This window comes from Amycolatopsis sp. lyj-112 (genome assembly GCF_046549055.1).
Lineage (GTDB): Bacteria > Actinomycetota > Actinomycetes > Mycobacteriales > Pseudonocardiaceae > Amycolatopsis.
The window spans coordinates 695,092-716,155 of sequence record NZ_JAJPWS010000003.1 but is presented as its reverse complement, the minus strand read 5'-3'; the positions used below and the strand labels follow the sequence as shown (position 1 = coordinate 716,155).

Sequence of the window (21,064 nt, the reverse complement as noted above, 5' to 3'; positions counted from 1 at the left end):
ACTTCACCCATTCGGCGGTGAGCTCGGGTAAAACTACTGTTTGCCTGTTCCCGGTGCGAAAGGCGATAGCTGGTGGAAGACGACGATGTTTCGGTCGCCGACCTACTCATTCGCGAGGGCTGGGACGACCACGAGGAGTCACGGGCAAAGTCACGCTGGAGAGTTATCGCAGTAGGGATCGCCGTTGTGGTCGCCTGCGGCGCGGCGGCGATCCTGGTCGGCTTCGACGGGGATCCGGAGCAGAACGCGCAGGAAAACCAGATCAGCGTCATCGAGATGCCGAAACGCCCCTCGGAAAACGGGGGAGCCGACGCCACTCAGCCGGAAACGACCACTCAGGTCGGCACCGGCGGGGGCACCGGCGGCGACAGCTCGTCGAAGCCCACCAAGACCACGTCCAGCCGCCGGACGTCGAGTTCGGCCGCCCCGACGTCGAAATCCGACGAGGTCACCCCGACTTCGTCGAACGAGCCCGCCGATCCGCCGCAGCCGAGCGGATCCGCCGGTGTCCCGCAGCCGCCCCGCCCGACCACGGCGTCGCCCAGCACGACGCCCACCGAAGAATGCAATCTCTGGCCGAAGTGGCTTTGGTGCTGAGCTCCCTCAAGGGGATTTGAGCAGGTCCGGCTCGCGGTGCTTGCCGAGGTGGTTGAACAGCGGGTTGAGGGTGAACGCGACGATCGCGGCGACCGTGATCGGGCTCCCGCAGATGGTCTGCAGCCACGCCGGGAAGTGCTGGAAGAAGATCGAATTGCCGAACTGGTTCGTGGAGAACGCGGGCAACAGGCCGACACCGAACGACACCGCGACGATGAACGTGTTGTGGTTGCTGGAGAACTCCACCTTCTTCAGGTTCTGAACGCCGACCGCGGCGACCATCGCGAACATCACCACCGCGACCCCGCCGATCACCGGTTCCGGCACGGCCGCGATGAACGCGCCGACCTTCGGCACCAGTCCCATCAGTACGAGCAGCCCGCCGGCGAACGCGACCACCCAGCGGCTGCGGACCCCGGTCATCTGCACGAGGCGATCAAGTCGACCCGCCGAGCATGACCGTAACGCGTCCGCGGGATGAGGATCAGGTTTCGAAGGGCGGCCGAAAGGGCCGGATCTGTGTTGAATGGGCGGGGAGCACAACGGAAGGAGCGCCGATGGAGACCGTCCTCGTCGTAGGGGCCGGACAGAGCGGGTTCGGGGTGGCGTCGTCGCTGCGGGACAAGGGGTTCGGCGGACGGGTGGTGCTGATCGGCGACGAGCCCGGCCTGCCCTACCAGCGGCCGCCGCTGTCGAAGGGCTATCTGGCCGGGACGGCCGGAGACGCCCAGCTCCGCTTGCGGGCGGAGGACTTCTTCGCGGAGAAGGACATCGAGCTGATCGCCGGCCGCGTCGCCTCGCTGGATCGTGACGGCGCGAAGGTGGTACTCGAGGACGGCAGCACCCACGGATACGACCACCTCGTCCTGGCGACGGGAGCGGGCAACCGCGTGCTACCGGTGCCCGGGTCCGCTTTGGACGGTGTGTTCACCTTGCGTACCAAGGACGACGCCGACGTCCTGCGCGCGGCCTTGGAACGCGCCGACAATGTCGTCGTGGTCGGGGGCGGGTTCATCGGCCTCGAATTCGCCGCGCACGCCGGGCGGCCGGTGACGATCGTGGAGGCGCAGGACAGGCTGATGGCCCGCGTCGCGACGCCCGAGGTTTCGGCGTATTTCGCCGCGCTGCACCGGGAATCCGGGCACACGGTCCTGCTCGGCCAGGGTGTCGCCGCGCTGCACGGTGACGGCCGGGTGGCCGAAGTGGAACTGAGCGACGGCACGCGGCTGCCCGCCGATCTGGTGCTGGTCGGCGTCGGCGTGACCCCGCGGACCGGGCTGGCGGAGGCGGCGGGCCTGGCCGTGGCGAACGGCGTCGTCGTCGACGAACACCTGCTCACCGGCGATCCGAAGATCTCGGCGGTCGGGGACTGCGCGAACTTCCCGTGCGTCCAGGCGGGGACGGCGACGCGGCTGGAGTCGGTGCAGAACGCCGTCGACCAGGCACGGGCGGCGGCCGCGGCGATCGTCGGCGAACGCGTGCCCTACGACAGCCTCCCGTGGTTCTGGACCGACCAGCTCGGCGCGAAACTGCAGATCGCCGGGATCCTGACCGGCGCAGGGGAGACCGTGCTGACCGGGGATCGCGAGAGCGGGAAGTTCTCGGTGCTGTCGTTCCGGGACGGGGTGCTCGCCGGGGTCGAGTCGGTGAACCGGCCGCCGGACCACATCGCCGCGCGCCGCCTTTTCGCGGCGGATCCGGCGCCGCGGTTCGAGGTCCTCGAGGCGAACGGGTTCGACCTCAAGGCGACGTTTGCGTCAACCAGAGGTTGACGATTGGCTCATCGTCAACCTAAAGTTGACGCTATGACCAATCCAGTCCGTCTCGACGACCTCATCTCCCACATCAAGCTGCAGCATCCCGAGGGAGACGTGCTCGGCCAGCTGTCCGACGCGGTCTTCCTCGGCGAGCACCTGGGCGAAGTGGCCGATCACCTGATCGGCCACTTCGTCGACCAGGCGCGCCGGTCCGGCGCTTCCTGGACCGAAATCGGCAAGAACATGGGCGTCTCCAAACAGGCCGCCCAGAAACGCTTCGTCGAACCCGGCGGCGGTTCGCTCGAAGACCTCGTGAAGGTGTTCAGCCGCTACACCGACCGCGCGCGCCACGTCGTCGTCGCGTCTCGGGACGAGGCTGTCGCGGCGAAGAGCCCGCAGATCGAGCCCGCGCACCTGATCCTCGGCCTGCTGACCGAACCGGCGGCGTTGGCGGCGGGGGCGATCGTGGCGCAGAGGGTGACCCTCGAAGCCGTTCGTGAGGCCGCGGTCGCCCGGCTCCCGGAAGCCGTCGCGGAACCGGCGGAGGCGGCGAAGATGGTGTTCGGCGCGCAGAGCAAGAAGGCGCTCGAGCTGACCATGCGGGAAGCGTTGAGGCTCGGGCACAACTACATCGGGACCGAGCACATCCTGCTGGCGCTCTTCGAGCTCGGGGACGATTTGCTCACCGGCCTCGGGCTGACGAAGGAGAAGACCGAGGCGGTGATCTTGGGGGCGCTGGAGGAGATCGTCGCCGCACGCGGGAAATGAAGAGGATCGCGCTCGCCGCGCTGGTATTCGTCGCCCTCGTACTGCTGGTCGCGTGTACGTGAAGGCCTCCTTCCCTACTTCGAGCGTAGGGAAGGAGGCCTTCACAGAACGATCAGGAGGGGGACTCGGGACGGCCGTCGGCCGCCCAAGCGGTGTGGAACGAACCCTCGCGGTCGACCCGGCGGTAGGTGTGCGCACCGAAGTAGTCACGCTGCCCCTGCACCAGCGCGGCGGGAAGCCGCTCGGCGCGGAGACCGTCGTAGTAGGCCAGCGCGGTCGAGAAGCCCGGTGTCGGGATCCCGAGCCGGACCGCGGTGGAGATCACCGAACGCCACGAGTCCTGCGCGTCCTCGACGGCCTTCCGGAAACCGCCGGACGTCAGCAGCGTCGGCAGCGCGGGCTCCTCGGCGTACGCGGCGGTGATGTCGTTCAGGAACTTCGCCCGGATGATGCAGCCGCCACGCCAGATGGACGCGACCTTGCCGAGGTCGATGTCCCAGCCGTACTCGGCGCCGCCGGCCTGGATCTGGTTGAAGCCCTGGGCGTACGCGACCACCTTCGACGCGTACAGCGCCTGCTCGACGTCGTCCGCGAAACGCTCCAAAGAGGACCCGGTCAGCGGTGACCGCGAAGGACCGCCGAGACCGCGGGCGGCCTCGCGCAGGTTCGACGAACCGGACAGCGAGCGCGCGAACACCGCTTCGGCGATCCCGCTGATCGGCACGCCGAGGTCCAGTCCGATTTGGACGGTCCAGCGGCCGGTGCCCTTCTGCTCCGCCTGGTCCGCCACGATGTCGACGAACGGTTTGCCGCTCGCGGAGTCGGTGTGCGCCAGCACCTGCGAGGTGATCTCGATCAGGTACGAGTCCAGCCTGCCGGAGTTCCAGGTCCGGAAGACCTCGGCGATCTCGGCGGGGGAGTAGCCGCCCGCGCCGCGCAGCAGGTCGAACGATTCGGCGATCAGCTGCATGTCGGCGTACTCGATGCCGTTGTGCACCATCTTCACGAAATGCCCGGCGCCGTCCGCGCCCACGTGCGTGCAGCACGGCTCGCCGTCGACCTTCGCCGAGATGTCCTCGAACAGCGGCCCGAGCGACTCGTACGACTCCTTCGACCCGCCGGGCATGATGCTCGGCCCGTGCAGCGCGCCCTCCTCGCCGCCGGACACACCCGTGCCGACGAAGTGGAGACCCTTCTCACGCAGCGCGGCCTCGCGGCGCCGGGTGTCCGCGAAGTGCGCGTTGCCCGCGTCGACGATCACATCGCCCTTTTCGAGGAGCGGGACGAACTCGTCGATCACCGCGTCCGTCGGCGCGCCTGCCTTGACCATGATCACGACCTGACGTGGCCGCTCCAGCGCGTCGACGAACGCCTGCGCCGAGTACGCCGGGATGAAGTCGCCCTCGTCGCCGAACTGCTCGACCAGTTCCTTCGTCCGCTGCTCGGAACGGTTGTGCAGGGCCACCGTGTGGCCGTGCCGCGCGAGGTTCCTGGCCAGGTTGCGGCCCATGACCGCCAGACCGGTGACCCCGATGCTCGCCTTCTTGCTCATCCGCACCCTTCCGCTGAGTTACCCGTACCGAGCCTATCCCCGTTGAGGGATACGGCGCCGGGGCGCGAAGGGATCAATCGGGAGTTATCCACAACCGGGCACACCTGTGGATAACTCGCCTCGGTAGGCCTGGATCGTCAGGGGGTACCGATACGCTGGGCGCGGGGCCGTCCCCCAGGGACGGGTGGGGGGCTGGGGTGGCGCGCGAGGGGTGTTTCGCGGGTCGTAGGTGTCAGGAGAAGCAGCGGATCGGGGCGCCGTTGTAGGTGACCATGTCGGCCAGGGCCGCCTGCAGGTCGATCGGCGCACCCCAGTCGAGGCCGTCGAGTTCGGCGTAGGCCCGGTGCAGGTTCGCGGGCAGCCGTTCCTGTTCGGACAGTTCGGCGAAGGGGCCCAGGTCGGCCTCGCGCGCCGCTTGGAGCGGCGTCAGCCCGGCGGCCTTCCCGTGTGAGGCGAGTTTCTGCAGGAACGCGAGATACCCGTCGACGACGTCGATCGCCTCGGGACCGCAGACCGGCCCGTGGCCCGGCACGATCGTCTCCGGCTCCAGCTCACGGACCAGATCCAGCGCGGCCCGCCAGCCGGCGGGCGAACCCATCAGCGCGAACGGGCTGCCCCCGTTGAAGATCAGGTCGCCCACGAACAGCACCCGCCGCTCCGGCAGCCACACCAGTACGTCGTTCGTGGTGTGGGCGGCGTGTCCAGGATGGACCAGCTCCAGCCGGACGTCGCCGGCGTGCACGGTCAGCCGGTCGTCGAACACCACTTCAGGCGGCCGCAGCTCCAGGTGGCCCCAGTCGTTGCCGGTGAACGCGCCCTCGTAGGTGTTGATCCCGGTCGCGACCATCACCTCGCGTGTCTTGCGATGCCCCACGATCGTCGCGCCGGCCGCCAGGTAGTTGCCGTTGGTGTGGTCGCCGTGGTGATGCGTGTTGATCACGGTCGTCACCGGCGCCCCGCCCGTGGACGCCGCCGTCTCCAGCAGCGCCCGCGTTCGCCGCTCGGTGGAACACGTGTCGATCACCACTGTGTGGTCGCCCGCGGCGACGAACCCGCAGTTGTTGATCCACCACGACCCGTCGGGCTGGACGTACCCGAAGACATCGTCGGTGACCTGCCGGGCGAAGGGTGATTGGTCCACTCGGTCACTATGCCGGGGCGAGGTGCCCGAAATGTGAGGAGATCGTTCCGCCACCAGAGTGACAACCCAGGTGACTGGTGTTTTCGGACGTTTCCTGGAACGCTGCGCAATGTCATCATCGAAACCCGCAAGGTGAAGTACCCTGGGTGGGTTCGAATGTTCGCGCGCAGGACGACGGGAAGCCGTGGTCCTGGCTATGTGGTCCGGGAGAGCAAGGCTGATGGCGAGCACCGTCACCTCGCGCCGGAAGCAGCTCGGAAACGAGCTCCGGCATGCCCGCAACGCCGCGCGGATGACACAGCAGCAGGTCGCCGAGGTTCTCGGCTGCACCCAGGGCAAGGTCAACAAGATCGAGTCCGGTGCCGTCGGGGTCAAACTCGGGGATGTGCGCTCCATGCTGAACGCGTTCGCTATCAACGGCGACGAGGCCGACACGTTGATGAACCTGGCCCGCGCCGCGGCCGGGCAGCGTGGCCACTGGTCCGGTTACCGGTCGGTCGTGCCCCACTGGTTCCGTACTTTCACCGACCTCGAACCCGCGGCCGCGGAGATCCTCACCTGGCACGGTGAGCGCATCCCCGGCCCGCTGCAGTCCGAGCACTACATGCTCAAGCAGTTCACCGAGGCGGGCGCCACCGACGTCACCTCACTGGTGCGCAACCGGCTGGACCGCAAGGCCGTCTTCGAGCAGCAGCAGCCGCCTTATTACCGCTTCATCATCAGCGAAGGCGCCCTGCGCCGAGCACCCGGCGGATCCGCGCCCGCGGTGATGCTGGACCAGGTGGAGCATTTGTTGGCACTGGACAAACATCCTCGCGTGTATGTGCACGTGCTGCCCTTCGGCGCGCGTCTCGCCGCCGTGCCCAACGATTTCACCATCATGCGTTTTCCCGATCGCACCAGGGATTTCGTCTACATCGAACATTCCGCGGGCGGCTTGTACCTCGACGACGTCAAGGATTTCAACATCTTCGTCGATTCCTGGGACCGCCTGCGCGGCGCGGCGCTGGAGCGCCAGGAGACCAGGCAGTTCCTCAAGGAACTCGCCGGCCTGTACCGCAATCAGATGCAGTCCTGAGGCGGGAAGGCGTCCCTTCGGTAGGGTTATGGCCGTGGATCCGGAGTTCCTACCCGAAGGCGTCGATCTCGAGCGGCCCAACGCCGCCAGGATCTACGACTGGGCGCTCGGGGGAACCGCGAACTGGGCGGTGGACAGGGAATTCGGCGAGCAGCTGGTCAAGGCGTTCCCGCTCATCCGGTCCGTCGCCAGGGCGAACCGGGCCTTCCTCGGCCGCGCGGTGCGGCACTGCGCCGAAAACGGTGTGAACCAGTTCCTCGACCTCGGTTCCGGCGTACCGACCGTCGGGAACGTCCATGAAATCGCCGATGAGGCGGACCCCGAAAGCCGTTGTGTGTACGTCGACAACGAACCGGTCGCCGTCGCGCATTCCAAGATCCTGCTGGAGAAACGCGGCGATCCCGCCCGGCACGCGGTGATCGGTGGCGACCTGCGCGACGCCGACGAGGTCTGGGAGCGCGCCTTCGAAACCGGCGTGCTCGACCCGGCGAAACCGGTGGCGCTGCTCACCGTCGCGGTCCTGCACTTCCTGCCGGAGCCCGAACTCGCCGGGATCATCGCGCGCTACCGCGCCCTCCTGCCGCCCGGTTCGTTCTACGTTCTTTCCCATGTCACGATGTCCGGTGTGGAAGGTGACGAGCTGGAACAGATCCAGCGCGTCGTGAAGCAGTACGAGCAGTCGAGCACACCGGCCACCTTCCGTGACAGGGAAGAGATCCGGGGCTTCTTCGGGGATTTCGCCCTCGTCGCGCCCGGTCTGGTCCCGGTCGGCGAATGGCGGCTGGACGACCCCCATTCGCCTACGCTTAACTGCGCCATCGGCGGGGTCTCCCGCAAACCCGCTCCTAACGAGGTGTGACGGTATGACGACGCAGCAGGACCCCGAGGCTCCCGAGGGTGTAGACCTCGAACGCCCCAACGTGGCCAGGGTCTACGACTGGTTCCTCGGTGGTACGGCCAACTGGGCCATCGACCGCGAGTTCGGCGCGCAGGTGCTCAAGCAGTTCCCGGAGGTGAAGACGTTCGCCCGGGTCGGGCGCGACTTCCTCGGCCGCGGCGTGGGCTACCTGGCGCGCAACGGCATCACCCAGTTCCTCGACATCGGCTCCGGGGTGCCCACCGTCGGCAACGTCCACCAGATCGCGAGCGAGATCAACCCGGACACGCGGGTCGTCTACATCGACATCGAACCGGTCGCCGTCGCGCATTCCCAGCTGCTGCTGGAACGCGAAGGGCTGCACGGGCGCCACGCGGTCCTGCAGGGTGACGTGCGGGACCCGGCCGACATCTGGAAGCGCGCCCTCGAGACCGGCGTGCTCGACCCGCGTCAGCCGATCGGGCTGGTCATGGTCGGCCTGCTGTACTTCCTCGGCCCGGACGAACCGGTGCACGAGATGGTGAAGCGCTACATCGACCTGCTCCCGTCGGGTTCGTACTTCCTGTCCTCGCATCTGACCGAGGACGGCGTCACCCGCAAGGAGAACGACAACCGGGAGAACGTCCAGGAGCTGTACAAGAAGACGAGCGCGCCGTTCCACCTGCGCACCCGCGCGGAGTTCGGCGCCTTCTTCGACGGCCTGGAGATGGTGGAACCGGGCATCGACTGGATGGCCGCCTGGCATCTGGACGAAGCGGCTTCCCGGGCCAGCAACAAGTTCGCCGACGACCCGACCTTCACCGGTGGGCTCGGCGGGCTGGGCCGCAAGCCTTAGCGAAAATCAGGCCCGGCCGGTCAGATGCCCGATCAAGGGCGACAACTCGAACTGACCTTCGAACGGCCGGCCGGTCCTGATCAGATCCCGCTGTCGCAGCGTGCGCTGCTCCGGGAAGTCGACCTCGGAGTTCCACGGCGGCTGCTTGCGCAGTGGCGCCTGGATGAGGCTGAATCCGAAGCGCTGACGCAGTTCCAGTCCGATGTTGCGGCGTTTTTCCGGCGTCAGGCGTTCGTCCTCACGGCGGGTGAGCAGCGTGGTGAGGCGGACGGCCATCGGATCACGCCCCCCGGCTCGGCCGCGGCAACCGCGCCTGGTCGGCCGAACCGGCCAGGCCGAGACAACGCTCGCAGGGCATCCCCGAGCCGACGGCGATCCATTCCAGGTGGTCGTACGGCATCGCCGCGCCGCAGCGGGCGTGCAGGAACTCGGGATGCGAGCCCCGGGAATGCAGGTCGAACAGATGCGCGGAGCGGCGGCTTTCGCCGGCCGTTCCGGCCATGAGCCTGCCGACGGCGAGTACCGTCTCAGGCATGGTGTCCTGAATGATCACGCTGATCCTCCCCCACGAGGTCGGCGATGCTGGGCATGAACCGCGGGGTGGTGCTCGGGCCGGTCACCTGCCGTCGATGACCCGCCGAACCGGCGAAACCCTCCGCTGAATGCCACCCGGTGACCTCCGCCGCCAAGTTGTTTGCATACTGCAAGCGATTCACCAACAACCGAGCCCCGGCCGCTGCGATTAATCCTACTCCTGGAATAATCTTCATGTCGAGGGTGGGCAGAGTTGATCACCCACTTGGCCGTGCGGGATAGTCCCGTTGAGGCAGGGAGAAGCTGGGGACGTGACGGTTCGCGCTGGTGGCGGCCCGCACCCCCGACAGACGTTCGGAGGTACGACCAATGGCCGATTATCCATCGGCGGCGGATTACGATCCGACCACGGCCGTGTCGCTGTTCGACGACGCCGCTTGGGAGAAATCGTTCGCGAGCGAACCCAACGGGGGTAACTGCGTCGAGGTCAACCTGGGCAGGGAAGGCCTGGTCGGGGTACGGGACACCAAACTGGCCGAGAGTCCTGTCTTCGTTTTCGATTCCGGTGAGTGGAACGCCTTCGTGAAGGCCGTCAAAGCAGGCCAGTTCGATCTCAGCCCATGACGAACGGCTCGCGTGCCCTTCCGGACACGCGAGCCATCCGATGATCTCTCGAATCACGTCGCGACGGGCATGACCCCGTTCCCGCGCAACCTTCCCCGGGTCCGTCGCCACGCGATGGTGATCAGGACGGCGAGGACGATCAGCGGGATCAAGCTGATCGACCAGCTCACCGCCATCGGCGGTCCCGGCTGTTCCAGCACCGTCAGATCGCGTAGCTCGCCGGTACCCGGACCGGCGGGGCCGTCGAGGGCGAACCGGATCGCCCACGAGCCCTGCGTATCCAGCGACCGGATGTCCAGCCCCCACACCTCCAGCTTCCGCGGGTGCTTCGCCAGCGGCTGGGCCCGGCCGACCCGCCCGGTCTCCGGATTGACGAACGCGAGCGTGCCCGACTTCGCGGCGATCCCGTCGTCCGGGATGAACGTGAAGTCCAGTGACTGCATGGCACGCAACGGCCAGGTGCTGAACCCGATGGTCATCCCGTACGGCCCGGCCTGCACCCGTTCGGTATGCACGATGTTCACCGGTTCGTAGGCGTTCGCGGGCGGTGTGGTCGCGAACAGCAACCCGATCGCCGCCGCCAAGGCCAGCAGTGTCTTACGCATGCGCGTGTTCCCCCTTCGCCGGGGCCAGCAGCCGCAGCATCCCGCCGAACCGCCACCCGGCGAAGCCGCCGAGCAGCCCGAGCACCGCGCCCACCGCGGCCGTCGCGAACACGATCGGCCAGTCCACGGAGTCGGAGCCGTAGACGATGGCGTTCTGGATCGGCATGGTCAGGCCGACCAGGAGCCCGCCGATACCGCCCGCCAGCACCGAAATCCGGCCGTTTGCCCAGTCGCGCCGCCGCGAAACGAAGTAGATCGCTTCGAGGACGAGGGCGATCGGCAGCAGTGCCATCGGCATCAGCGCGGGCATCGCGGGCACGCCGTCGATGTAGTCCCGCATCGGCAGGCCGACGGCGCTCGCGTACGCCTCCGCGGCCCACGGCGAGAACCACCAGGTGATCGCCTGGATGACCGCCAGCGAGGCGGCGACCCAGGCGGCGCCGCCCGGCCGCCGCAGGAACCCGGCTCCCGCCGAGACCAGCAGCACCGAAAGCAGTGCGATACCCAGGGAAATGACGTCGACCATGTCGAGGTCGATCTGCTGCAGCCCGAGCACGGTGACCGTGCTGAACGCGATCAGGACGCCGAGGCTGCCGACAACACCGTTGGTGCCCCAGCGGTGTTCCCGTGCGGCCGCGAACACCATGACCGTGCCGATGATGCTCAACGTGATCGACAGCAGCAGCCCGATATGCGGCGGCGAGTCGATCACCGCGTCGAAGCCGTACAAGCCGTGCCACCACTGGTCCCACAGGCCGTACAGCAGGAACATCGCCGCGCCCGTCCCGGTCACCAGATAACCGGCCGGTGCGGCGAAGACCCGGCCGAAGACGTTGATCGCGCGACCGCCGACACGGGCGTCGACCTGACGGCCCGCCCGGCGCGCGGCCGTGGTCATCAGCACGACCACCAGGCTCGCGAGCCCGGAGATCGCGCTGCCCGAATACAGGAACAGATGCGGCATCGTGAAGAACGTGTCCGGACCGACGTCGCCGTGCCACTGGATATCCCAGGTGAGCCCGACCAGCGAGATCACCGATCCCGCCAGCACCGTGCCCGCCGGTACGAGACCGGTGCGTTCACTTCGTGCCACCGAGGCGACCCTCGCCCCTCCCGCGGTGAGATCCATACCCCCCGACCTCCCTCTCTTACTTGACCAGCAAAGGAAAAACGTGCTGCGCGGCGCCGGACGGCCCACGCAGTGAAACGGTGATCTCCCATTGACCCGCCATCGGCAGGAGGACGTCGCCGGTGCGGTACCGGCCGGGCGCCTCCGCGATCGCGGGCGACGGGGCGAGCGCGTGTCCCATCTGCGGCATCACGGGTTCGACGGTGACCACGTCCGGAGCGGCCCCGGTGACCGTCAGCGCGAAGGCGTTGCCGCCCTGGTGCGGATCGGTCACCGACAGCTCGACCGTGTAAGGCCCTTGCGTCGAGCGCTGGACTTGCGCCCCGCCGTCGCCGGACGGCCACAGCAGCCAGGCCAGCATCGCCGCCACGAGCACGGCGCCCACCGAGATCAGCAGGACCGGTCTCCGTCGTTCAGTGTCCACTGTGGACGGCGTTGAGGTCATTGCGGCGCCCCTTCCGGTGGGACTTCGAGCTGAATGGGCACGGTCATCACGGTGAAGTCGCGTTCGGCCTGCAGCCAGATCCGGTACCTGCCGGGTGCGGCGAAGGTGTAGGTGAACGGAACGTCCGGCCCGTAAGCGGCGACGGTCTCGTCCGGTTTCCCCGGCATACCAGGCGATTGCGGGATCATCGAGTGGACGTGGGCCCAGGTCGGCGCGGCAGCGGCATCCGCGCCGACCTGGCGGTCGTCGGTTATCGGGCCGACGACGATCAGATGGCCGAGCATGCCCAGCCACGGTTGGAGATCCGCCTTGCCGAACCGCGCGGTGATCGTCGTCGGCGTGCCGGGCTTGATGTCGATGCCGACCGGTGAGCCGTTGACGACGCGCTCGCCCGCGCCTGCGGGGACAGGATCGGCGGGGGAATCGGTGCCGGCGGTGACCGGCAGCGTCGCGCGGACCAGTTGCACGCCACCGCCCCGCCGCGCCAGTTCCGCGGCGACGGCGTAAGTCCCGGCCTCGGGCGGCGTGAACTTCACGCGGTAGTCGCCGGGGCCGACGCGCGCCGGGTGCAGATGCCAGAGCCTGCCCGTCGGCGAGATGACGACGAGATGGATCAAAGCGTTGTCGTGCACCAGAAGGTCGTCGACAGGGCGGCCGGTCGCGCCGTCGGTGACGGCGAGCCGGACGTCGGCGAGCGCCCCCGAACGCGCACTCGGCGAGCGCACCGCCAGGTTCACCGGCGGCCGCGAGAAGTCCACTGTGGACATCTGCGCGTTCGCGTATGGATCCTCGATGTTGCCGATCGTCGGATCCAGCGCGGCGCCCGGCGCGGGCGGCGGCGGGGTCGACGCGGAGAGCATCGCCCCGGTGATCGCGACGGCGAGCGCGGCGACCATGCCACCCGCCGGGATCAGCGCGAGCTGTGGCCGCCGGACGCGCATCGCGACGACGAGCCCGATGACCAGGAACACGCCCGCGCCGACGAACCCGCCGAAAGTCGCCTTCTCCCAAGGAGGAATGACCCTGGCGGGGACGATGAACGGGATCGACGCGGTGTCCGTCCCGTCGTCGAGGCCGAGTTCCCACGGGCCTGGCTGGTCGACCCGCAGCAATCCCGCGTAGGCGCCGGGTTTTCCGCCCAGCTGGATCGTGGTCTCGGAAAACGTCGTTCCCGCGGTGGAAGCGCGCAGTTTCAGCGTTCCGGGCGCGCTCCCGGCATGTGTGACGACGTCGACGTGCAGCGGACCGGGCGCGATGTCCATCCGCCGCAGCACGACGGTGAGATCACGGGTGCCGAGCGTCTGCGCGACCTGGACGTCGGCTCCGCTCGACACCCCGTCGGCGTGCGCCGTCCCGCCCATGACGAATGCGGCCAGCGCACAAAGCACGAGTACGCGAGCGATGACCAACGGCGCCGCGCGCCGCCCCCTCGGTGAATTCCCCATCCCGCCTGAAGTTAACGACCGGGCCCGGGGAAAGCGTCACGGCGCGGAGTGAACCGAGGTCCCCCGTAAAGGGGATCACGGCCCTTACCCCGGTTGGGGTCCCGCCTCGGGGGTGGGGGTGAGGATGAACCGGCCGGCGAGGGCCTTGACCTGGTCTCGGCTGTGGGCGGGATGGTCGGCGGCGAGGAAGTGACTGCCGATGGCCATGCAGAAGGCGAGCAGGCTGCGGGCCTCCACCTCGTCCGGGTCGGGGCAGAACGTGCTGATCGCGTCACGCAGGAGCTGCATACGCCGGTTGTCCACGCGGCGCAGTCGCTCGGCGACCTCCGGATCGCGACGGGCCCAGTCGCGGACGGCCAGGTCGATGGGGAGCAGGCGGTCGCCGGAAAAGGTGAGCTGTCCGGCCAGCCGGACCTTGTCCAGGATGTCGCCGCCTTCTTGCTCGATCCGTTCGAAGACGTCGTCGACACACTCTTGTTCCCAGGTGTCCAGCATCGCGGCCAGTAGCGCGTTCCGGTCGGCGAAGTAGCCGTAGAACCCGCCCTTCGTCACGCTGAGGGATTTGGCCATCGCTTCGACACGCACGGCGTCCACCCCGCCCGCGGCCAACGCCCGCAGTCCCTCTTCGACCCATTTCTCGCGCGGGGTGCGCAGTGCTCCCATGTGTCCTCTACCTCACCTTTCCTTGGTTGTACGGTACCGTACAACCGGTCTAGTCTCCTTGTTGTACGCAACCGTATAACTGGAGGGGCGGGATCTCGAATGATCAAGTCGGCCGGATGGATCATCGTGCTGTGCGGACTGGGCCACACGGTGGGGGCCCTGGTGGAGACGGCCCCGCGGCACGCCGGAAGCTGGTTCGCCTGGGCATTGTGGGAGGCGCCGAACAACGACCCCGTCGCGATGAGCCACCCCGCCGCCGCGTTCTGGTACACGCTGTACAGCTTCGGCCTGCCGCTGCTCCTGGTCGGAGTGATCGTCCTGTGGCTGGATCGCCGTGGTCTCACGCCGCCGCCGTTCATCGCCTGGAGCGTGGCGGCATGGGCCGTGGTGGGTACCGTCCTTTCCGGACTTTCGCCGTTGCTGCTCCTGCTGATCGCCGCCGTCCTCCTGCTGGCCGGAGCACGCCGCACTGCCCTGCGTAAGTAGTCCTCTAATTGCGGGAGCTTCCGGGGCCGGCGGTGCCGCCGAGGAAGCGGTACGCGCGGGGATGGGCGCGGAACCAGACATTGAGACGCCCGATCCGTCGCACGAGCGAGGAGCGGAGGGTCGTCGGCACCAACGCGCCGAAAAGCCGCACCACCGCACGAAAACGATCGAACCGCCACTGATCCCGGTCTGTCCACTGTAGACCGAGGCGGTCGCGCAGCGCGGGCGGCAGCGTGCCCCGGATGACGAACATCTGCCCCAGATACTGCCAGTGCCGCAAGCGCGACCACCGTCGCTCGGGCAGCCACCGCCACGGTTTCTTCACCGTCCGGATCGTCTCGAACAGCGTCGAGATCGTCTCGTTCGGACCGAACCCGTCGAGCATTTCCGCGTAGTACCGCTCGAAGTCCGGCCACGTGCCCGGCAGGTCTTGCTCGCGCAGGCCGAGAAGCCGTCCGACGTCGCACATCTGCGCGTAGTACTCGTCCAGCTCGGGCCTGGTCAGCGGCTTGCCGTAGAACCGTTGCGTGTCAACGGGAACCATGACGAGCGTCGCGTGCACCCAGGCGTAGGCCCGCGGGTTCAGCGCGCTGTACCGGAGGCCGTCGGCGCGGACGCCGGTGAACGCCTTGTGCAGTGCGCGCAACCGGTCGGCCTCGTACCGGGCGCCTTCCGCGCCACCGTAGATGTAAATGGACAGCGACGCCGCCGTGCGCATCAGCCGCGTCCACGGATCCTCGACGTAATCGGAGTGATCCCGCACGCCGGCCGCGACGACCGGATGCGCGACCTGCAGCACCAGTACCTGACCGGCCAGAAGCCCGGCCCGGAAGTCCCCGAAGTACCTCCACGCCGCCGTCCCCTTGACGATCGGCGGACCGTTCATGACGCGCCGCGGATGAGCATCATCAACGACATCGCTACCGGGACACCGTCGTCGCCGGTGGCGAGCCGGCGCAACTGCAGCCCGGCGATCAGCGCCACCACCGGACCGGTCAGCCGCTCCGGCGACGGGACGCCCAGCGTCCGCAGGATCACCAGCGCGAGTTCGTCGTAGGCGGCGAAACAGCGGGAGGCGGCGTCCTGGAGTTCCGGGTCGCGCGCCGCCTGCAGGTACAACTCGTGCGCGCCGAGTTCGTCGGTGCCGAAGGGGAGTTGCGCGATGACCTGCTCGACCACCGACGCCGCCTGCTCGATGCTCAGCCCTTGCTCGCGGTAGTCGTCGACGAACCCGGTGAGCTTCGACGTCTCTTCCTCGACGAACAGCAGCATCGCCTCGCGCAGCAACGCGGTCTGGCTGGGGAAGTGGTAGGTCAGTGTGCCGAGCGAGACCCCGGCAGCGGCCGCGATCCGGCGGTTGGTCAGCCCGCCGACCCCTTGCTCCCCGACCACTTTGAGCGCGGCGTGGAGGACGGTCTCGCGGGTGCTCACCAAGCGGTCTCGGGCTTGCGGTCCTGCCACCGTTCGACCTCTTCCAGTTGCGCGGCCAGCGAGATCAGCCGCTCCTCGGAGTGCGAGGGGCCGAGCAACTGTCCGCCGAGCGGCAGTCCGTCCGGGCTCAGCCCCGCGGGCACGTTGACCCCCGGCCAGCCCAGCACGTTCCACGGCCAAGCGTAGGGGCACGCGGCGATCATGGCCTGGTCGGTCTGCCAGCCGGTGAGCTTGTCGAACGTGCCGATCCGCGGTGGCGGGGTCGCGGTCGTCGGGGTCAGCACGACGTCGACCCGGCCGAACACCGAGCCGATCTGCCGTTGCAGCAACGGTTCCACCGCCCGGGAGAGGCGCAGCGCCGGTCCGGCCAGCGCCGAGCCTTGCCGCGCGTTGGCCCGCGTGCGCGGGTCGAGCCGGGCCTGGTCGGGGACGCGGCGGGACCAGTCGCGCACGCCGACGAGCGAGCGCGGCAGGAAGGTGAGGCCGATCAGCCGGTAGTCCGGTTCGACCTCGACGATCTCGTGGCCGAGTTCGGCGAACCGTTCCGCGAGCCGGATCACGGCCGCGTGCGCGTCCGGGTCGAGCCGGGTCTTCGTTGCGGTGAAAGGGATCCGGGTGGACAGCCCGATGCGCATCCGGCCCGGCTCGCGGCGGGCGGCGGCCTGGAAGGCGGTGCCGGTCCCGGCGGCGACGTCGAGCAGCAGGGCCGCGTCGCCGACGGTGCGCGCGAGCGGGCCGACCACGGTCAGGCCGTGGAAGAGCTCGCGTTCGGTCGGGATGCGGCCGCGCTGCGGCTTGATGCCGACCAGATCGGTCCACGCGGCGGGGATCCGGATCGACCCGGCCCCGTCGGAACCCAGCGCGGCGGCGATCACCCCCGACGCGATGGCCGCCGCCGCGCCGCCTGAGGAACCGCCCGGGGTGCGTTCGGTGTCCCACGGATTGCGGGTCGCGCCGAACGCCGGGCCTTCGGTGAACGGCCACTGGCCGAGTTCGGGGGTGTTGGTCTTGCCGATGAGCACCGCGCCCGCCCCGCGGAGCGCGGCGACGGCGGGGGAGTCCATCGTCGCGGCGGAGAAGTCGCCTTCGCAGCCGAACGCCGTGGGCAGCCCGGTGACGTCGAGGTCGTCCTTGATCGCCGTGGGGACGCCGAGCAGGGGAGCGGTCTCACCGTCGGCGAGGCGCCGATCGGCGTCCTCGGCCTCGCGTAGTGCCTCTTCGTGGCGAAGGCACTTGAAGGCGTTGAGGGTCGGCTGGCTGGCTTCGGCACGTTCCAGCGCCAACCTGGTGAGTTCGACGGAAGTGGTCGCGCCACTGGCGAGGAGCGCGGCCTGTTCCGCGAGGCCGGTGAACGCGAGGTCCGGTTTCGAGATGGTCATGGCTCCCCCTGCGCTTCTCGTTCGTTCGAACGAACAATACCACCGGGTAGCCTCTGGTGCTCCTTCTCGATCGTGCGGTTTCGGTGTGTCAGTAGGTGAACTGTTCGAGGCCGGTGACGCGGAGCAGCTCCAGCGCCGACGCCTCGGGTGAGCCCGCCGCGGCCGAATAGACCAGGACGGTCTGGTCGGCCTCCGGCACCAGGAGGACATCGCAGTCGAGGGTGAGCCTGCCGAGTTCCGGGTGATCGAGGGTCGGGCTGCCGGCCCGCAGCCGCCCGGAGCGTCCGGCCTGCCACAGGCTGTCGAACCGTGCGCTGCCGGTGCGCAGGTCCGCGATGAGGCGGATGAGGTCGGGATCGCGCGGGTAGCGGGCCTGCGCGGTCCGCAGGCAGGCGACGCAGTCTGCGGCCGAGTCCGTGTCGGCTGACTGCGTGATGCGGCCGGGGTCGAGAAACCGCTGCCGGATGAGGTTGCGTCGCGCGGGCGGCCGCGTGGTGAAGTCGCCGAACAGTGCGGCGGCCAAGGGATTCCAGGCGAGCACATCGGACTTGGCCGACAGGACGAGCGCGGGGAGGTCCGACATCCGATCGAGCAGCCGAAGCACGCTGGGCCGGACCAGCATCGGGACCCGGCCGGCCTGCGGGGGTGCGGTACCGGCGAACCGGAACAGCATGTCGCGGTCGTCGTCACTGAGCCGCAGCGCCCTGGCCAGTGCGCCGAGCACCTGTGCCGAGGGCTGGGGGCCCCGGCTCTGCTCCAGCCGGATCACATAGTCGACGCCGAGGCCCGCGAGCTGAGCGACCTCCTCGCGGCGCAGCCCCGGTACCTGCCTGCGTGGGCCGGCGGGCAGGCCGACGTCGGCGGGCTTGAGCCGGGCCCGCGCGGTGCGCAGCACGGTGGCCAGTTCGGCTTTGTCCACACACACCATCCTGCCGGACGGGCGGCCGCTCGGGGTGGTACCGGCGATCCCAGGCGTCAGCGGTCCTGGCACCCGGCCGGGCGAACGGCGAGGCTACGGCCATGGCGACGACGACCGCCCTGGTCACCGGGGCGAACAAGGGGTTGGGCCGAGAGACGGTGCGCCGGCTCTCGGCCCTGGGCTGGGACGTGTTCCTGGCGGCCCGCGACCCGGAACGCGGCGGCGTGGCGGTGGCGGAACTGGCCGAGGAGGGGCTGGACGTGCGGTTCGTCCCGCTCGACGTGGCCTCCGACGAGTCCGTCGAGGCGGCCGCGGACAGGGTGAAGACGGAAGTGGGCCGGCTGGACGTGCTCGTGAACAACGCGGGCGTCGGTGCCCCGGCGACCCCGCCGGGGGACACCAGGGCGGCGTCACTGAGGGAGGTGTTCGAGGTGAACGTGCTCGGCCCCGTCCGCGTGACCACCGCCTTTCTTCCGTTGCTGCGCAACGCCGAGCAGCCCAGGATCGTGATGGTGTCCAGCGGGATGGGCTCCTTCACCGTGGCCCAGGACCCCCGCTGGTTCGGGCTCGTGCCGCCGCAACTCGGCTACCCGGCGTCGAAAGCGGCCCTGAACATGATCACCGTCCAGTACGCCCGTGCGCTCGACGGCATCCGGGTCAACGCCGTCGATCCCGGCTATACGGCGACCGACCTCACCGGCCACGCGGGCTTCCAGACGGTGAGCGAGGGCACCGACGCGATCGTCCGGCTGGCCTGCCTCGGCCCGGACGGCCCGACCGGTGGATTCTTCGACCGAGAGGGGACAGTGTCGTGGTGACAGGCATTCTTTCGCTCGGGCTGCACCCGAGTGCCCTCGACTACAACCGCTACCCCGGCCTGGACGAGAAAACGCTGACGGCCCGGATCGCCGCGGGCGAGGCGGACCTGCGCGAGGCGGGATTCGACATCGTGCCGTGCCAGGTCTCCGCCGACCCGGACGAGGCGGAGGCGAAGGTGCGCGAGTGCGTCGCGGCCCACCCGGTCCGAGTCGTGATGATCGGCGCGGGCCTGCGGATGGCGGCGGAGCACACCCTGCTGTTCGAACGGATCGTGAACCTGCTCGCCGCGTCGGTGCCCGGCATCGTGTTCTGCTTCAACACCTCACCGGAGACCACTGTGGACGCGTTGCGCCGAGGGGCACGGCCGCACGACTGAGGCCGCTTCGGTGTGGTTACGTGGCCCGCATGAACCTCGATCGCTTCCCTCGCGTCGACCTCGGCGGCTCCCCGACACCGCTGCACGCGGCACCCCGCTTGGGCGAGGCCCTCGGCATCCCGAACCTGCTGCTGAAGCGCGACGACGTGCATCCGCTCGGGATCGGCGGCAACAAACTGCGCAAACTCGAGTTCCTGCTCGGCGCGGCGATCACGGCCGGCGCCGACACGGTGATCACCTTCGGCGCGCTCCAGACCAACCACGGCCGCCAGACGGCCGCGGCGTGCGCGAAACTCGGGCTGCGCTGCGAACTCGTGCTCACCGCGAAGGTCCCTCGCGACGGCGACGCGTACGAGCGGTCGGGCAACGTCGCGCTCGATCACCTCTTCGGGGCCAACGTGCACATCTGTGCCGACGGCCTGGAGACCGGCCGGACCTACGACCGGCTGATCACCGAAGCCGAGGTCGAGGGCCGGAAGGTGGCCACCTTCCCGGTCGGCGGTTCGGACGGCGTCGGCGCGCTGGGGTACGTCGCCGCCGCACAGGAACTCGCCGCGCAACTGACCGAACGTGGTATCACCCGGGCCAGGGTGATCGCCCCGCACGCCAGCGGCGGGACGTCGGCCGGGCTCGTCGTCGGGACGGCTCCCTACGACTGGCTGACCCTGGACATCGCCTGCGTCAGCCATCCGGTGGACGAGGCCCTGGACAACCTGGCCGACCTCACCGTGGCGGCCGCGGGACTGCTCGGGAGCGAACCGCCGTCACTGGACGGACTGCATATCACCGACGGCACGATCGGCCCCGGCTATGGCATCCCGACCGCCGAGACCTGGGACGCGGTGCGGCTTTTCGGTCGCACGGAAGGGATCGCGCTCGATCCCGTGTACACCGGCAAAGTGGGCGCCGCCCTGGTCCGCTGGGCGGCCGAAGGCCAGTTCGCGGCCGGCGAGCACGTTGTTTTCCTGCACACGGGCGGGCTGCCCGGCCTCTACGGTTACGCCCCGGAATTCACGGACGCGGTGAGCGGCTGAGGCGACCTTCAGCATCCCGCCGATCAGGATCACGTGCGCGACCAGCGAAAGCCGTTGCGCGACGCCGACCGGGACGATGTCCGTCAGCGTCATGAAGAACGGGATGTCGCTCAGCCGCACGAAGATGAAGCTGAGACCGAAGACGACCAGACCGATCGCGCTGCCCCAGGCCAGGCGTCCGACCAGCTTGGCCGCGGGGGTGCCGCGCAGGTTGTCCCGCAGGGCGAAACCGGCCGCCGGCAGGCTCAGGAAGGCGATCAGGCACGCGTACAGGTGGATCTCGCCGCTGATCGGGTCCGGGTATTCGGGGTAACTCGCGGGGAAGATGGCGGCGGCGGCCAGCCCGAGCGACCACAGCACGAACAGCAGTTTCGTCGTGCGGCTCAGGGAGATCCCGGCCGCGTGCAGCGCGCCGAGCGCCATGAGCGAGCCGACGGACAGCGAAAGCACACTGGCGCCCAGCATGCCGGTGCCACGGTCGACGTAGGCGTAGCTCGACAACGTGTCGAACACCGGATCGCGTGAGCTGATCAGGTGCAGCACCACCATGGTGAACAAGGCCCAGCCGAT

The 21,064-nt window shown here is 69.1% G+C and carries 24 protein-coding genes and 2 pseudogenes; 10 read left to right on the top strand and 16 right to left on the bottom strand.

The features are described 5' to 3' along the window. Positions 1 to 335 precede the first annotated feature (335 nt). Positions 336 to 557: a hypothetical protein gene (locus ACLJRL_RS15535; RefSeq protein WP_410656830.1), complete on the bottom strand. Its 222-nt coding sequence runs from the start codon at positions 555 to 557 to the stop codon at positions 336 to 338. A gap of 46 nt (positions 558 to 603) precedes the next feature. Next, positions 604 to 1,029, bottom strand: a pseudogene (locus ACLJRL_RS15530) (solute carrier family 23 protein); the annotation flags it as partial. Positions 1,030 to 1,154: 125 nt separating this feature from the next. On the opposite strand from ACLJRL_RS15530, the gene ACLJRL_RS15525 reads away from it, so the two are divergent. Both ACLJRL_RS15525 and ACLJRL_RS15520 read left to right on the top strand, forming a co-directional pair. Next, positions 1,155 to 2,369 carry an NAD(P)/FAD-dependent oxidoreductase gene (locus ACLJRL_RS15525; RefSeq protein WP_410656829.1) on the top strand — a complete coding sequence of 405 codons (1,215 nt, stop codon included), beginning with the start codon at positions 1,155 to 1,157 and terminating at the stop codon, positions 2,367 to 2,369. Between the two features lie 33 nt (positions 2,370 to 2,402). Further along, positions 2,403 to 3,122 carry a Clp protease N-terminal domain-containing protein gene (locus tag ACLJRL_RS15520; RefSeq protein ID WP_410656828.1) on the top strand — a complete coding sequence of 240 codons (720 nt, stop codon included), beginning with the start codon at positions 2,403 to 2,405 and terminating at the stop codon, positions 3,120 to 3,122. Between the two features lie 112 nt (positions 3,123 to 3,234). Here the strand turns inward: ACLJRL_RS15520 and gndA are convergent, their stop codons facing one another. Both gndA and ACLJRL_RS15510 read right to left on the bottom strand, forming a co-directional pair. Next, positions 3,235 to 4,674: an NADP-dependent phosphogluconate dehydrogenase gene (gene gndA, locus ACLJRL_RS15515; protein WP_410656827.1), complete on the bottom strand. Its 1,440-nt coding sequence runs from the start codon at positions 4,672 to 4,674 to the stop codon at positions 3,235 to 3,237. Positions 4,675 to 4,906: 232 nt separating this feature from the next. Next, on the bottom strand, positions 4,907 to 5,815 hold the full coding sequence (locus ACLJRL_RS15510) for an MBL fold metallo-hydrolase (protein WP_410656826.1): 909 nt from the start codon (positions 5,813 to 5,815) through the stop codon (positions 4,907 to 4,909). Between the two features lie 220 nt (positions 5,816 to 6,035). Here ACLJRL_RS15510 and ACLJRL_RS15505 point away from each other — a divergent pair, with 220 nt between their 5' ends. Genes ACLJRL_RS15505 through ACLJRL_RS15495 form a run of 3 tightly spaced genes read left to right on the top strand, consistent with a single transcriptional unit; the run spans position 6,036 to position 8,605 of the window. Then, positions 6,036 to 6,893 (top strand): helix-turn-helix domain-containing protein, encoded by an 858-nt coding sequence (locus ACLJRL_RS15505; protein ID WP_410656825.1) that lies wholly within the window; start codon positions 6,036 to 6,038, stop codon positions 6,891 to 6,893. A 28-nt stretch (positions 6,894 to 6,921) separates the two neighbouring features. Continuing rightward, complete coding sequence (locus tag ACLJRL_RS15500) at positions 6,922 to 7,752, top strand: SAM-dependent methyltransferase (RefSeq protein WP_410656824.1); 831 nt, start codon at positions 6,922 to 6,924, stop codon at positions 7,750 to 7,752. Positions 7,753 to 7,756: 4 nt separating this feature from the next. Beyond that, positions 7,757 to 8,605: an SAM-dependent methyltransferase gene (locus ACLJRL_RS15495; RefSeq protein WP_410656823.1), complete on the top strand. Its 849-nt coding sequence runs from the start codon at positions 7,757 to 7,759 to the stop codon at positions 8,603 to 8,605. Between the two features lie 6 nt (positions 8,606 to 8,611). On the opposite strand, the gene ACLJRL_RS15490 is transcribed toward ACLJRL_RS15495, so the two are convergent. Continuing rightward, positions 8,612 to 8,881, bottom strand: coding sequence for a hypothetical protein (locus ACLJRL_RS15490; RefSeq protein ID WP_410656822.1), 270 nt, complete (start codon positions 8,879 to 8,881; stop codon positions 8,612 to 8,614). Positions 8,882 to 8,885: 4 nt separating this feature from the next. Further along, positions 8,886 to 9,158, bottom strand: a complete 273-nt coding sequence (locus ACLJRL_RS15485; protein ID WP_410656821.1) for a hypothetical protein — start codon at positions 9,156 to 9,158, stop codon at positions 8,886 to 8,888. 350 nt (positions 9,159 to 9,508) lie between these two features. Between ACLJRL_RS15485 and ACLJRL_RS15480 the strand changes: the two genes are divergently transcribed. Continuing rightward, positions 9,509 to 9,763: a DUF397 domain-containing protein gene (locus tag ACLJRL_RS15480; protein WP_410656820.1), complete on the top strand. Its 255-nt coding sequence runs from the start codon at positions 9,509 to 9,511 to the stop codon at positions 9,761 to 9,763. A 53-nt stretch (positions 9,764 to 9,816) separates the two neighbouring features. On the opposite strand, the gene ACLJRL_RS15475 is transcribed toward ACLJRL_RS15480, so the two are convergent. The 5 genes from ACLJRL_RS15475 to ACLJRL_RS15455 form a co-directional block, all read right to left on the bottom strand. Continuing rightward, entirely contained in the window at positions 9,817 to 10,368 is a 552-nt protein-coding gene (locus ACLJRL_RS15475; RefSeq protein ID WP_410656819.1) for a hypothetical protein, read from the bottom strand. Next, entirely contained in the window at positions 10,361 to 11,497 is a 1,137-nt protein-coding gene (locus ACLJRL_RS15470; RefSeq protein WP_410656818.1) for a hypothetical protein, read from the bottom strand. The genes ACLJRL_RS15475 and ACLJRL_RS15470 overlap by 8 nt, the downstream gene beginning before the upstream one ends. Positions 11,498 to 11,516: 19 nt before the next feature. Then, entirely contained in the window at positions 11,517 to 11,942 is a 426-nt protein-coding gene (locus tag ACLJRL_RS15465) for a FixH family protein (RefSeq protein ID WP_410656817.1), read from the bottom strand. Then, on the bottom strand, positions 11,939 to 13,387 hold the full coding sequence (locus ACLJRL_RS15460) for a hypothetical protein (RefSeq protein WP_410656816.1): 1,449 nt from the start codon (positions 13,385 to 13,387) through the stop codon (positions 11,939 to 11,941). Before ACLJRL_RS15460 ends, ACLJRL_RS15465 begins: the two co-directional genes overlap by 4 nt. Before the next feature lie 84 nt (positions 13,388 to 13,471). Then, positions 13,472 to 14,050 (bottom strand): TetR/AcrR family transcriptional regulator, encoded by a 579-nt coding sequence (locus ACLJRL_RS15455; RefSeq protein ID WP_410656815.1) that lies wholly within the window; start codon positions 14,048 to 14,050, stop codon positions 13,472 to 13,474. Between the two features lie 99 nt (positions 14,051 to 14,149). Here ACLJRL_RS15455 and ACLJRL_RS15450 point away from each other — a divergent pair, with 99 nt between their 5' ends. After that, complete coding sequence (locus ACLJRL_RS15450; protein WP_410656814.1) at positions 14,150 to 14,536, top strand: DUF6463 family protein; 387 nt, start codon at positions 14,150 to 14,152, stop codon at positions 14,534 to 14,536. A gap of 4 nt (positions 14,537 to 14,540) precedes the next feature. On the opposite strand, the gene ACLJRL_RS15445 is transcribed toward ACLJRL_RS15450, so the two are convergent. The 4 genes from ACLJRL_RS15445 to ACLJRL_RS15430 form a co-directional block, all read right to left on the bottom strand. After that, the gene (locus ACLJRL_RS15445) at positions 14,541 to 15,422 is read right to left on the bottom strand and encodes an oxygenase MpaB family protein (protein ID WP_410656813.1); all 882 of its coding nucleotides are present in this window, start codon (positions 15,420 to 15,422) and stop codon (positions 14,541 to 14,543) included. Further along, positions 15,419 to 15,967, bottom strand: coding sequence for a TetR/AcrR family transcriptional regulator (locus tag ACLJRL_RS15440; RefSeq protein ID WP_410656812.1), 549 nt, complete (start codon positions 15,965 to 15,967; stop codon positions 15,419 to 15,421). The genes ACLJRL_RS15445 and ACLJRL_RS15440 overlap by 4 nt, the downstream gene beginning before the upstream one ends. After that, positions 15,964 to 17,346, bottom strand: coding sequence for an amidase (locus ACLJRL_RS15435; RefSeq protein ID WP_410656811.1), 1,383 nt, complete (start codon positions 17,344 to 17,346; stop codon positions 15,964 to 15,966). The genes ACLJRL_RS15440 and ACLJRL_RS15435 overlap by 4 nt, the downstream gene beginning before the upstream one ends. A gap of 88 nt (positions 17,347 to 17,434) precedes the next feature. Beyond that, on the bottom strand, positions 17,435 to 18,265 hold the full coding sequence (locus ACLJRL_RS15430; RefSeq protein WP_410656810.1) for a helix-turn-helix transcriptional regulator: 831 nt from the start codon (positions 18,263 to 18,265) through the stop codon (positions 17,435 to 17,437). Between the two features lie 101 nt (positions 18,266 to 18,366). On the opposite strand from ACLJRL_RS15430, the gene ACLJRL_RS15425 reads away from it, so the two are divergent. The 3 genes from ACLJRL_RS15425 to ACLJRL_RS15415 are packed head-to-tail and all read left to right on the top strand — an operon-like array spanning position 18,367 to position 20,494. Beyond that, positions 18,367 to 19,083, top strand: a complete 717-nt coding sequence (locus ACLJRL_RS15425) for an SDR family oxidoreductase (RefSeq protein WP_410656809.1) — start codon at positions 18,367 to 18,369, stop codon at positions 19,081 to 19,083. Next, complete coding sequence (locus tag ACLJRL_RS15420) at positions 19,080 to 19,460, top strand: hypothetical protein (RefSeq protein ID WP_410656808.1); 381 nt, start codon at positions 19,080 to 19,082, stop codon at positions 19,458 to 19,460. The genes ACLJRL_RS15425 and ACLJRL_RS15420 overlap by 4 nt, the downstream gene beginning before the upstream one ends. Before the next feature lie 29 nt (positions 19,461 to 19,489). Further along, entirely contained in the window at positions 19,490 to 20,494 is a 1,005-nt protein-coding gene (locus ACLJRL_RS15415; protein WP_410656807.1) for a D-cysteine desulfhydrase family protein, read from the top strand. 81 nt (positions 20,495 to 20,575) lie between these two features. Here the strand turns inward: ACLJRL_RS15415 and ACLJRL_RS15410 are convergent. Continuing rightward, positions 20,576 to 21,043 (bottom strand): annotated as a pseudogene (locus tag ACLJRL_RS15410) (DUF998 domain-containing protein); the annotation flags it as partial. Between the last annotated feature and the right edge of the window lie 21 nt (positions 21,044 to 21,064).

Excerpts from the sequence above, each read along its gene's own strand:
- ACLJRL_RS15465 (WP_410656817.1), bottom strand. The coding sequence starts at position 11,942 with ATGACCTCAACGCCGTCCACAGTGGACACTGAACGACGGAGACCGGTC.
- gndA (WP_410656827.1), bottom strand. The coding sequence starts at position 4,674 with ATGAGCAAGAAGGCGAGCATCGGGGTCACCGGTCTGGCGGTCATGGGC.
- ACLJRL_RS15415 (WP_410656807.1), top strand. The coding sequence starts at position 19,490 with ATGAACCTCGATCGCTTCCCTCGCGTCGACCTCGGCGGCTCCCCGACA.
- ACLJRL_RS15475 (WP_410656819.1), bottom strand. The coding sequence starts at position 10,368 with ATGCGTAAGACACTGCTGGCCTTGGCGGCGGCGATCGGGTTGCTGTTC.
- ACLJRL_RS15425 (WP_410656809.1), top strand. The coding sequence starts at position 18,367 with ATGGCGACGACGACCGCCCTGGTCACCGGGGCGAACAAGGGGTTGGGC.
- ACLJRL_RS15470 (WP_410656818.1), bottom strand. The coding sequence starts at position 11,497 with ATGGATCTCACCGCGGGAGGGGCGAGGGTCGCCTCGGTGGCACGAAGT.
- ACLJRL_RS15455 (WP_410656815.1), bottom strand. The coding sequence starts at position 14,050 with ATGGGAGCACTGCGCACCCCGCGCGAGAAATGGGTCGAAGAGGGACTG.
- ACLJRL_RS15450 (WP_410656814.1), top strand. The coding sequence starts at position 14,150 with ATGATCAAGTCGGCCGGATGGATCATCGTGCTGTGCGGACTGGGCCAC.
- ACLJRL_RS15495 (WP_410656823.1), top strand. The coding sequence starts at position 7,757 with ATGACGACGCAGCAGGACCCCGAGGCTCCCGAGGGTGTAGACCTCGAA.
- ACLJRL_RS15505 (WP_410656825.1), top strand. The coding sequence starts at position 6,036 with ATGGCGAGCACCGTCACCTCGCGCCGGAAGCAGCTCGGAAACGAGCTC.
- ACLJRL_RS15480 (WP_410656820.1), top strand. The coding sequence starts at position 9,509 with ATGGCCGATTATCCATCGGCGGCGGATTACGATCCGACCACGGCCGTG.
- ACLJRL_RS15435 (WP_410656811.1), bottom strand. The coding sequence starts at position 17,346 with ATGACCATCTCGAAACCGGACCTCGCGTTCACCGGCCTCGCGGAACAG.
- ACLJRL_RS15460 (WP_410656816.1), bottom strand. The coding sequence starts at position 13,387 with ATGGGGAATTCACCGAGGGGGCGGCGCGCGGCGCCGTTGGTCATCGCT.
- ACLJRL_RS15445 (WP_410656813.1), bottom strand. The coding sequence starts at position 15,422 with ATGAACGGTCCGCCGATCGTCAAGGGGACGGCGGCGTGGAGGTACTTC.
- ACLJRL_RS15525 (WP_410656829.1), top strand. The coding sequence starts at position 1,155 with ATGGAGACCGTCCTCGTCGTAGGGGCCGGACAGAGCGGGTTCGGGGTG.
- ACLJRL_RS15500 (WP_410656824.1), top strand. The coding sequence starts at position 6,922 with ATGGCCGTGGATCCGGAGTTCCTACCCGAAGGCGTCGATCTCGAGCGG.
- ACLJRL_RS15520 (WP_410656828.1), top strand. The coding sequence starts at position 2,403 with ATGACCAATCCAGTCCGTCTCGACGACCTCATCTCCCACATCAAGCTG.
- ACLJRL_RS15490 (WP_410656822.1), bottom strand. The coding sequence starts at position 8,881 with ATGGCCGTCCGCCTCACCACGCTGCTCACCCGCCGTGAGGACGAACGC.